At 66.9% G+C, this 10189-nt stretch carries 7 protein-coding genes; 1 reads left to right on the plus strand and 6 read right to left on the minus strand.

Translation table 11 applies throughout. The features are described 5' to 3' along the window. Together HMPREF9440_RS02935 and hemG are read right to left on the minus strand one after the other, a co-directional pair. On the minus strand, positions 1-1657 hold a 1657-nt coding region (locus tag HMPREF9440_RS02935), incomplete at its 3' end, for a long-chain-fatty-acid--CoA ligase (RefSeq protein ID WP_008541354.1). A 254-nt stretch (positions 1658-1911) separates the two neighbouring features. Further along, positions 1912-2451, minus strand: coding sequence for a menaquinone-dependent protoporphyrinogen IX dehydrogenase (gene hemG, locus HMPREF9440_RS02940; RefSeq protein ID WP_008541359.1), 540 nt, complete (start codon positions 2449-2451; stop codon positions 1912-1914). Between the two features lie 328 nt (positions 2452-2779). Here hemG and infA point away from each other — a divergent pair, with 328 nt between their 5' ends. After that, the gene (gene infA / locus HMPREF9440_RS02945) at positions 2780-3031 is read left to right on the plus strand and encodes a translation initiation factor IF-1 (RefSeq protein ID WP_008541363.1); all 252 of its coding nucleotides are present in this window, start codon (positions 2780-2782) and stop codon (positions 3029-3031) included. A gap of 80 nt (positions 3032-3111) precedes the next feature. Here infA and HMPREF9440_RS02950 read toward each other — a convergent pair whose 3' ends face one another. The 4 genes from HMPREF9440_RS02950 to HMPREF9440_RS02965 all read right to left on the minus strand — a co-directional run. Then, positions 3112-4083 carry a phosphatidate cytidylyltransferase gene (locus HMPREF9440_RS02950; RefSeq protein ID WP_008541364.1) on the minus strand — a complete coding sequence of 324 codons (972 nt, stop codon included), beginning with the start codon at positions 4081-4083 and terminating at the stop codon, positions 3112-3114. Further along, positions 4080-4694: a lysophospholipid acyltransferase family protein gene (locus HMPREF9440_RS02955; protein WP_008541365.1), complete on the minus strand. Its 615-nt coding sequence runs from the start codon at positions 4692-4694 to the stop codon at positions 4080-4082. Before HMPREF9440_RS02955 ends, HMPREF9440_RS02950 begins: the two co-directional genes overlap by 4 nt. 90 nt (positions 4695-4784) lie before the next feature. Then, complete coding sequence (gene tldD / locus HMPREF9440_RS02960; protein ID WP_008541366.1) at positions 4785-6239, minus strand: metalloprotease TldD; 1455 nt, start codon at positions 6237-6239, stop codon at positions 4785-4787. After that, on the minus strand, positions 6236-10189 hold a 3954-nt coding region (locus HMPREF9440_RS02965), incomplete at its 5' end, for a YhdP family protein (protein ID WP_040763345.1). The genes tldD and HMPREF9440_RS02965, both read right to left, overlap by 4 nt.

The raw sequence follows: 10189 nt of genomic DNA on the forward strand, positions 1-10189 counted from the left end.
GGATCTTGCCGACGGCGGTCTTCGGGAGCGAGTCGACGAAGACGATGACGTGCGGCACCTTGTAGGCGGTGAGCTGCGTGCGGCAGTACTTCTTCACGTCGTCCGCGGTGATCGTTTCGTCCTTGCGCACGATCACGGCCTTGACGGTTTCGCCGGACTTCGCGGACGGAACCCCCACGACGCCCACTTCAAGGACGCCCGGCATCGAGGCGATGACGTTTTCGACTTCGTTCGGGTACACGTTGAAGCCCGAGACGAGGATCATGTCCTTCATGCGGTCGGTGATCGTGATGACGCCCTTGGCGTTCATGTAGCCGACGTCGCCCGTGCGCAGCCACCCGTCCCGCATGACGTTGGCGGTTTCTTCGGGCTTTTGCCAGTAGCCCTGCATCACCTGCGGGCCGCGCACGCAGATTTCACCGGTGTGCTCCGGAATTGAGGCTTCGTCCGGGGCGACGCCGAGGTCGCGGAAGCCTTCGCCGCGGATCGACACTTCGGTCGAGGGGAGCGGCACGCCGACCGAGCCGTCCCACGGCGCGTTCGGGATGTTGCCGCAGACGCCCGGGCTGCATTCCGTGAGGCCGTAGGCTTCAAGGATGTTGCAGCCGGTCTGCGCCTTCCACTGTTCGGCCACCGTGCGCTGCACCTGGGTGCCGCCGCCGGCGGTGAGTTTGAGGTTCGAGAAGCGGTGCGAGCGGAAGGTTTCGTTCCGGAGCATCGCCGAGAAGAGCGTGTTGACGCCGACGATCACCGAGAAGTCCCACTTCTTGCATTCCTTCGCAAGCCCTTCGATGTCGCGCGGGTTGGTGATCAGGACCATCGTCGCGCCCCACTGCGTGAAGGACATCGTCGCCGTGAGCGAGAAGATGTGGTAGAGCGGGAGCGCCGTCATGGCGACTTCCCTGCCTTCTTCGAAGGTCTGGCCGATCCAGACGCCCACCTGCTGAATGTTGGCGACCAGATTGCGGTGTGTGAGGACCGCGCCCTTCGAGACGCCGGTCGTGCCGCCCGTGTACTGGAGGAACGCGATGTCGGTGTTCCTGATCTCGTGCGGGGTGAAGCCGCGCGAGGCGCCCTTCGCGAGCGCTTCGCGGAAGCCGACCGCGTGCGGGATCGAATAAGGAGGCACCATCTTCTTCACGTTCTTCACGACGAAGTTGACGAGCGTGCGCTTGAAGAAGGGGAAGAGGTCGCCCACGGCGGTCGTCACGACGTGGCGGCAGTTGGTGTCGGCCAGGGCGCCTTCGAGGGTCTTCGCGAAGTTTTCGATGATGACGATCGCTTTGGCGCCGGAGTCCTTCAGCGTGTGGTGAACTTCGCGCGTCGTGTAGAGCGGGTTGATGTTCACGATGACGAAGCCCGCGCGCAGGCACGCGTAGACGGCGACGACGTACTGAAGGAGGTTCGGCATCATGATGGCGACGCGGTCGCCGGGTTCCAGCCCCTCTAGGGACTGCAGGTACGCGGCGAACGACTTCGTCAGCTCGACCGTGCGCGCGTAGGTGAGCCCGACGCCCATGTTGCTGTAGCCGACGCGTTCCGGGAACTGCGCCGCGGTCGCATCGAGGATGGCGGGAAGACTCGGGAAGGCGTCCGGATCGATCGTGTGGGGCGCGCCCTCGGGATAGGAGGCGAACCAACAGGCTTCTTCAGTCATGACGTTCTTGTACGGTTTGTTTTGTCGGAGACGCGCCGTGCGGCCGTGGGAAGGACCGTCTTCGGGGCGCCGGATGTGTTTGGCCCCAAGTGTACGGGAGAGCGGTGCGCCCGCGCATCCAGCTTTTCGACGATTTCCTAGGTGGAAACGCGGTTTTTGAGGGTTCGGAGGGGGCGGACATAAGGAAAAACCGGCTCGCCGCACGGGTGCCGTGCGGTCTGCCGGTTCTTCAGGCTGCCGTCGGGGCTCCGGAATCAGGCCTGGAGCGTGAGGCAGTGACGGGCGTACTCTTCGACGTCCTTCCAGTCGGTGTAGTCGATCACCGCGGTCGGTTCCGTCGGGCCCTTCGTCATCTTCATGATCATCTGGATCATCTTGACGTCAAGCCAGTTCCAGTTCGGGTAGTCGACCTTGCCGGCGAAGCAGTGCGCGTCCTTCGGCTTCCAGGGATTGTTCTGGAGGAACTTGCGGCAGTAGACGTTGCCTTCGGGCGTGGCCTTCGCGGGCGTGCGCGCGACGACGGAGACGCAGAAGAAGCTGTTCGCCTTGGCGTCGAGGATCGACTTGTACTTGTTGACGAAGCCGACGAATTCGCGGCGGAACTTGCCGTAGAGGACGGGCGCGCCGGCGATGACGAGGTCGTACTTGTTCCAGTCGACGCCTTCGCGGTCGGCTTCGACCACGTCCATCAGGTCAGCCTGGTTGCCCTCGGCAATCACCGTTTCCCAAATGCGGCGGGCAATGCGGGCCGTATGGCCGGAACGGCTGTTGTAGATGACGAGCACCGTCTTCATTTGACTCTTCTCCTTAGCGCCCGTTTGACGAGCGTTCGCCCCCGGCGAAATCGATCGCTGCCGAAGGCCCGTTGGGTGGGAAACGCCTCTCCGAAAGGAGTAGCGTGGGATTACTTCGCAGGTGGAATCTTACATGCGGTCGATTGATTCTGTCTTAAGACGCAAGCGCGCAATTTGAGGCGCCGCACGGTCGACCGTCCCGGAAAAAGGCGTTACAATCCGAAGCCTTGTTGGGGAGCGCTTCCTTCCGGAAGGCTCCACCTCTCAGAAATTTTTCGGCGGGGCGCCGACACCGACAATGCCGCCTTGCCTCATCACACGGAACCATATGGCAAAGGAAGACCTCATTGAGATGGCGGGTCAGGTCCTGGAAGTGCTCCCGGACGCCCGCTACCGCGTCAAGCTCGACAACGGCCACGAACTGATCGCGTACACCAACGGCAAGATGCGCAAGCACCACATCCGCATTCTCGCCGGCGACCGCGTCTCGCTCGAACTCTCGCCGTACGATCTGACGAAGGGCCGCATCACCTTCCGCCACATCGAAGGCCGTCCCGCGCCGCAGGCCCGTCGCCGCTAAGACGACCGCGCCCCGCTCGGGAACCGCAACGAAAAAGCCCGCCGATCCGGCGGGCTTTTCGCTTATGGGCGCTGCGCTCCTCAGAGGACGTCCTTCAGAGTGATGAAGAAGGTCGTCGTCAGGTGGTAGAAGACCGGCGCGGCGAAGGTGAGGGGCGCCAGGCGCGCGAGCGTCCCGCGCGTGATGTAGATGTCGGCTTCGCCCGCCATGCGGTTCGCGCCCATGCTCTGGCGCACCGAGTGGATGACGAGGTCGCCGATCATGCTGGAAAGGACGATCGCGATCGCCATGAGGAGCGCCTGCCAGAAGCGGAACGGCGTGATCCAGTACATGGTCGCGGCGGCGGCGACGCCGGCGACGCCGCCCAGGATCGAGCCCAGGACCGTGCGGTTCATGTTGAAGGAGAGGGTCTTGCCGCCCAGCATCGAGCTCGCCAGGGCGCTTCCGAGGTCCGTGACGAAGACGACCAGGAGGAAGAAGAGCATGAGGAGCGGCCCGGTCGAGCTGTAGCGCGTGAGGTCGAGCGTCGCGATCGCCGGGACGTGCGAGAGGCAGAAGACGCAGAGCATCAGCCCCCACTGCACCTTGGCGACGCGCTCCAGGTACCGGTCGGTGTCCCTCGAGAGCGCCATGATGAGGGGCAGCACCAAAAAGAGGTACACCGGGATGAAGAGCGTGAAGAATTCGGGCTTGTCGAACCAGACCAGGAAGTACTGGAAGGGAATCGCGACGTAGAAGGCCAAAACGAGCGCATGGTGGTCCGTGGGCTTCGTCGGCGTGATCGCGATGAATTCGCGCAGGAGGAAGAAGCTCAGGAGCGCGAAGAAGACGCAGATGGCGGCCTGCCCCAGCGCGAACGCGATCGTGAAGACGACGATCAGCCACCACGCCATGCGGGCGCGGGAGTTGACGGCCTGGATGCGGGCGCGCTTCACCGCGGCGTCCGTGTGCGAGAAGGCCCAGCTTCCGTAGACCGTCCCGATGGCGGCGAGAAGCGAGAGGCCGAAGAGCAGGATCAGATAGGCTTCCTGCGGGGTAAAACCGAGTCTCATGCTTGGGCTAACTCAATGACGGCGTTGCGGGCGCGCTCGAGGAAATCCTCCTTGAGGTCTTCGGGCGAGTGTTGGAGCGGAGCCCCGAAGCGCACGGAGCAGACGGTCGGCACCGGCAGCAGCACCCCCTTGGGCATCGCGCGGTGCAGGTTTTCGATGTAGACGGGAATGAGCTCGACCTCGGGGAATTCGCGCATCAGGCGCCAGATCCCCGACTTGAATTCACTCGGCGTCGCCTGAGGGCGGCGCGTGCCTTCCGGGAAGATGATGAGGGAGGAGCCCTCCATCAGGGCTTCGCGAAGCGGATCCAACGGGTTCGCGTGCTCGGTGCGGCGGCGGTCGACCAGAACGACGTTCAGCTCCTGGAGCGCGATGCGGCGGCGCAGCACGCCCTTTTCCCAGTAGTCCTTCGCGGCCACCGGACGGACATGCCGACGAAGCGCCTGCGGCAGCGACGCCCAGATGACGATCGTGTCGAGGTGGCTGGTGTGGTTGGCGAAGTAGATGCGCTGACGCGACGAGGGTGCGCACCCCTGCCACTGGGGATAGGCGCCGACCAGAAGGCGGGTGAGCCAGACGATCGGCGTCATGAGTTTGAAGGAGTCGAGCACTTCGGATCCTTTGGGTCTTCCTTGAACCCATCATTATAAAAGGGCGGGCCAGGCGGAAACGACGGTTCCGCCGCGTGATTCCCCGGGGCGTCAGCCTTCGGTGTCGGTCCCGCCCACGGTGAGGGCGTCGATGCGCAGGGTCGGCATCCCGACGCCGACGGGCACCTGCTGCGCGTCCTTGCCGCACTGCCCGGTGCCTTCGTCCAACGCCGGGTCGTTTCCGACCAGGGGAATGTGCCGCAGCGCCGTGGCGCCGTCCCCGATCAGGGTCGCCCCGCGCACGGGACGCGTGAGGCGCCCGTTTTCGATGAGGTAGGCGCGGCTCATGCTGAAGACGAACTTCCCGTTCGTGATGTCGACCTGGCCGCCGCTGAAGTTGGACGCGTAGACGCCGCGCTTCACGCTCGCGATGATTTCCTCAGGGGGCGTCGTCCCCGCCGCCATGAAGGTGTTCGTCATGCGGGGGAGCGGGAGCGTCGCGAAGCTCTCGCGCCGACCGTTCCCCGTCGGGGCGGCGCGCATGAGGCGCGCGCTCGTCAGGTCGTGCATGAAGCCCGTGAGGATCCCGTCCTCGATCAGGGTCGTGCGGCGGGTGGGTTCGCCTTCGTCGTCGACGTTCAAGGACCCGCGCCGACCGGGGAGCGTCCCGTCGTCGACGACGGTGACGCCGGGGGAGGCGACCCTCTCGCCCAACTTTTTCGAGAAGACCGAGGTGCCCTTGCGGATGAAGTCGGCTTCGAGCCCGTGCCCCACGGCTTCGTGAAGGAGAATCCCGGGCCAGCCGGGCCCCAGTACCACGGGCATGACGCCCGCGGGGGCGGGCGAGGCGCCGAGGTTGTGGAGCGCCTCGTCGACCGCCTGGCGCGCCCAGCGCTCGAGGCGCTCGGGCGTGAAGAAGTCGAGTCCGGTGCGCGAGCCCCCGCCGGAGCCCGCGCGTTCTCGCCGGCCGTTTTCGGTCACGGTCACCGTGACGGAGAGGTACGTGAGCGGCCGCACGTCCGCGACGAGGCGCCCGTCCGAGCCGCAGATCATCACGACGTCGGTTTCGGTCTGGAAGGTCGCCGTCACGTCGGTGACGCGCGGATCCATCCCGCGCGCGAGCCGGTCGAGCGTCTCAAGCAGCGCGCGCTGGCGCGCGCCGTCCTCGTTCGCGGCCAAAAGCGCGTCGTCGACCGGCGTCACGACGGGCGCGCCGCGCCGGGTCGGGACCGGCATCGCGCCGGCGGCCCCGGCCGCATTCATCGCACCGGCGGTTTCCGCGCAGCGCATGAGGGACGACCAGTCGAGCGCGTTCGCGTAGGCGAGCGTCTGACGCTCGCCCGTTACGGTGCGCATCCCGGCGCCCCGGTCGATGACGAAGCTCCCCGTGCGCACGGCGCCGTCTTCGAGGAGCCAGTCGCGCGAGAGGATGCTCTGGAAGTAGATGTCCGCCCAGTCGGCGCCGCCCTTCAGAAGGGGGTCGAAGAGCCGGGCGACGCGCGCCGGGGTGAGCTCCGCATCGGCCCAAAGCTCACGTTCGGCGTGGGCGAAAAAGTCGATCGTCATGGGTGTTGGCGGTTCGAGACCTTGTCGATGACCGGCTCGTCGAAGCCGCCCGAGACGTGGTACTCCTGCGCGAAGAACGAGTTGATCTGGTCCTTGAGGGCCAGCTGCGCGACGAAGGTCGAGAGCCCCACCAGGGGGTTCGCGACGGCCAGCGCGAGCGAGGCGCCTTCGGTGTTGAGGCTCGGCACCACGATCGCCTTGAGGTCGAGCGCTTCGTGGTTGAGGTCGACGACGCCGTTGATGAAGATGCTCGCGGCGCTCGAAACGAGCGTCGTCTGCGGGGTGTTCAAAACGCCCCCTTCGATCCCGGCCTCGATGTCGAAGCGGTCGAAGACGAGCCCCTTGCTCACGACGTCGCTGAAGTCGAGCGTGAGGCGGCGCATGAGGTGCTGCATCGAAAGAAGCGACAGGAGACGCCCGGCGCCGGGCTCCACCTGCACGAGGCGGCCCTTGTCCGCGTGGGCGACGACGTGACCGTTCAGGGTTGCGGTCGAGAACTGCTGGGGCTGCCCCGCCCAGTCGAGGTTCACCGCGAAGGTCCCCGGCGCGTCCTGAATGACGTCGCGCACGTCGAGGCTGTGAAGGAGATCCCCGGTGCTTCGGATCGTCGCGCGCGCGAAGAGCCGCGTGCGGTCTTCCAAAGCGGACCAGCGCCCGTTCGCGGTGAGCGTCCCGCCGGAATTCCTCACCGTGAGGCTTTCGATCGCCCAGCCGGGCTGCGTCTTGTCGTTGCGGGCCGCCAATTCCACCTTGCCGATCAGCATCGCGCCCATCCTCAGGTCGTCGATCGTGACGTCGAGGTCGGGGAGGTCCAGCTTCACGTCTTCCGAGACGGTCTGGACGACGGACGCCGTCACGCGGTCGGTGACGGCCTGCGGGATGTGGAGCTGCGTGAGCTTCACGCTCCAACGCTCGGGGGCGTCCGCGCGCTTCGCGAAGAATTCGACCTGACCGCGCGCCTCGTCGGAGTTGATGCGCAGGTGCCGGTCGTCGCCCACGGCTCGGATCGTCCCGATCACGTTGTGGAGCGGGCGCCCGAGCACGTCGACTTCGTCGGCCTCGACTTCGAAATTCGTGACGCGGAGCGCCTCGCCCGAGTGCGCGTCCGCCGCAGTGTCGGCGGTCTTCGCCGGGGCGGCCTTCTTCGCCGCTTCTTCGCCCGCCTGCAGGCCCGCTTCAAAGAGCGCGGTCCAGTCGGAGACGTCGAGCTTGGGCGCCTTGACGCCCACGGCGATCCCCGCGTCGGGAAGGGGCACGGTGCGGCCGATCCCGACCGCCGCACGGCGAAGGGCATCGTTGCGGAAGACGAGGTCCGCCTCGGCGCGTTGGTCGAGCGTGACGCGCAGGCGCCCGTCGCCCGACTTCAGGGGAAGCGTGAAGCGGAAGTCGAGCGGCCACGGCTCCGCCGCGGCCTTCGCGAGCGGCGCGGGCAGCGCGCTCCCGATCCCCGTGAGGTCGGAGCGGCCCGTGACGAGGAGTTCGTCGCTTCGGAGGTCCAGCACCGCCTCCGCCTCGAAGGGCGAGGCGCCCGTGAGCTTCGCGAAGAAGGGATCGGCCTCCGCGGCGGGAATGATGTCGGCGACGTCCGCCGGGACGATCGTCCCGCGGAAGCTCAGCCCCAGGCGTTCGTCGCGGAAGTTCGCGGCGGCGGTGAGCGGACCGCCCCGGGTGCGGCCCGTGATGGGCTTCGGGGTCTCCACCGTGTGCTCGGTGATCCTGAGCGACCCGGTCGCGTCCGTCACCGTCGGGAGGCCGTGCCCGTAGGCGAAGGTGTTCTTCTCCAGGGCGACGTCGAGGTTGAGTCTGAGCTTTTCTGGGTGCGCGAGCGGAATCCTCAGGTCGAGCTTCGCCGCGACCGGACCCGACCCGGTCGACTCGCGGAAGGCGTCCCCGACGATGTCCCGCAGCATCGTGCTCTTCGTGAGGTACCCGAGGCCCTCGGCGAAGCCGCCCGCGACGTCGCCGCGGATGAGGAGCTGCGCGTCGTGATAGTGGGGGATCTCCACCGTGATGTTCGTCCCGGTGAGCCCGGCGCTCTTCGTGCCGCGGCCCGTGATCAGCATGCCGTCGCCTTCAAAGCGGAGCGTCGCGTCGACCTCTTCGAGGACCGGCCAGCTGCTCCCCGGCGGGGCCGCGCGGCGTCCGGTGTGGTCGAGCTCGGGGAGGAAGTCGTAGCGGCCGCCCTTCACGTCCGCTTCGATGACGAAGGAGCCCTTGCCGAGGTTCTCGTCCTCGAAGGGGAAGCGCGCGAGCTCGCCTTTGAGCTTCCACGTGCCGCCCGGCGAGTCGCCCCCCAAGATGGCGCCGCGGAGGTAGTTGAGGACGCCCGCGCCGATCACCTCGGGGAGGTATTTCGGTACCGAGACGGCCTCGGCGCGGAGGATCTTCCCGGAGAGGTCCACTTCGCCCGGGCCGCCCGTCGCCTTCCAGCTCCCGCGCGCCGTCACGGCGGCGTCGCGGTTCGCGGCGTAGGCTTCGCGGATCTCGACCGTCGGGACGGGCTTCATGCGGATCACCGCGTCGGCGGTGAGCTCGTCGAAATTCATGCGCTCCTGCTGGAAGACGCCCGGGAACGTGAGGGAGGCGACGTGCGAGCGGAGCTCCAACGCGTGGACGCCGTTTTCTCTGGAGCGCACCGTGCCCGCGAGGTTGCGGAAGCCGGGGAGCATGTCCCCGCCGGCGGGGAGCGTCAGGCGGTCGAAGACGAGGTTGAACCTCCAGTTTTCAGGTGCGGCGAAGTCGGCCTTCGCCTCGACGTCGAGGTCGCTGATGACGCCCGAGACCGGGTGGTCCTTGAGGAAGGCGAGAAGGTCGGGCGGAAGCGGCACCGAGCGCGCGATCGAGCCCAACGCGCCGATGTCGATGCGGGTCGCGCCGAAGCGGCAGGAGACCGGCGTGCGCTCCTCGTCCGTGCGGCAGGCGGCGGTGATGTCGGTCGGGCCGAAGCGGCGGCCGCGGTCGGTGACGAACCCCACCTTTTCGGCGCGGAAGTCCCAGCGGTCGCTCTGATCGGCTTGGAATGAAAGGCGCCCGCGGAGGGGCTTGAGGTGGATCGGTTCGAGCTTGCGGTCGAGCTGGGCGCCGACGTTCTGAATCGCGACGTCGGAGGTGAACTGCGTGAGCTTGCCGCGCTCCAGGTCCGCCCAAATCGTCACGGCGCCCGAACCCGAACGGACCGGGCTTCGCACGCCCAGTTGACGCAGAAGCCTCCCGAGGTCGATGTTGTCGGTTTCGGCCCAGAGGCGCCCCTTCCAGGTGAGCGGGTCGGCGTTGTCGGAAAAGAGCGTCTTTTCGACCAGCGTGCGAAGCTGCAGGTGGCGCGAGCGGTTGCGCTCGATCAGGTGGGCTTCGGCGGCGAGGCGCCAGTCGGTGAAGCCCTGGTCGAAGACGAGGTTCGCGTTTTCGATCGAGACGACGCGGGGCTCTTTGCCGCGCTCGTCGACGTAGTTGAAGTGGCCGTCTCTGAGGATCAGCTTGTCTTGCCCGAGAAGCCACGGCGTGAAGGACTGCTTCGCGACGGATTCGCCCGGCTCGCGGGGCTTCGCTTCGGTCTTGTCGGCGAGCGCGTCCGTGTCGAGCACGAAACCGGCGACGTCGAAGCGCGTCTCCGAGAGGCGTCTCACGGTGAGTTCCGCGCCGGTGAGGTCGAGGAGATGAAAGCGCGGTTCGAGGTGCAAGAGCGACGACCACGAGAATTCGGCCGTCACCTTGGGGAGCGTGAGCGAGACGGGGCCGCCCGGGCGCGAGATCCGCACGCCGTCGAGCTCCAGCACCGGACGGATCACGTTGAAGGACGCGTGGACGGCGTCGGCTTCGATCGTGACGCCCAGCATCTGCGAGAGCGTCGTCGTGATGTCGCCGCGGTAGTGGTCGAGTTGGGTCGTCACGAACCAACGGGTACCGACGATCACCGCCGCGGCCGTGAAATAGAGGACGGCCAAAAGGCGCAG

The sequence above is a fragment of the Sutterella parvirubra YIT 11816 genome, from assembly GCF_000250875.1.
Taxonomy (GTDB): Bacteria; Pseudomonadota; Gammaproteobacteria; order Burkholderiales; family Burkholderiaceae_F; genus Sutterella; species Sutterella parvirubra.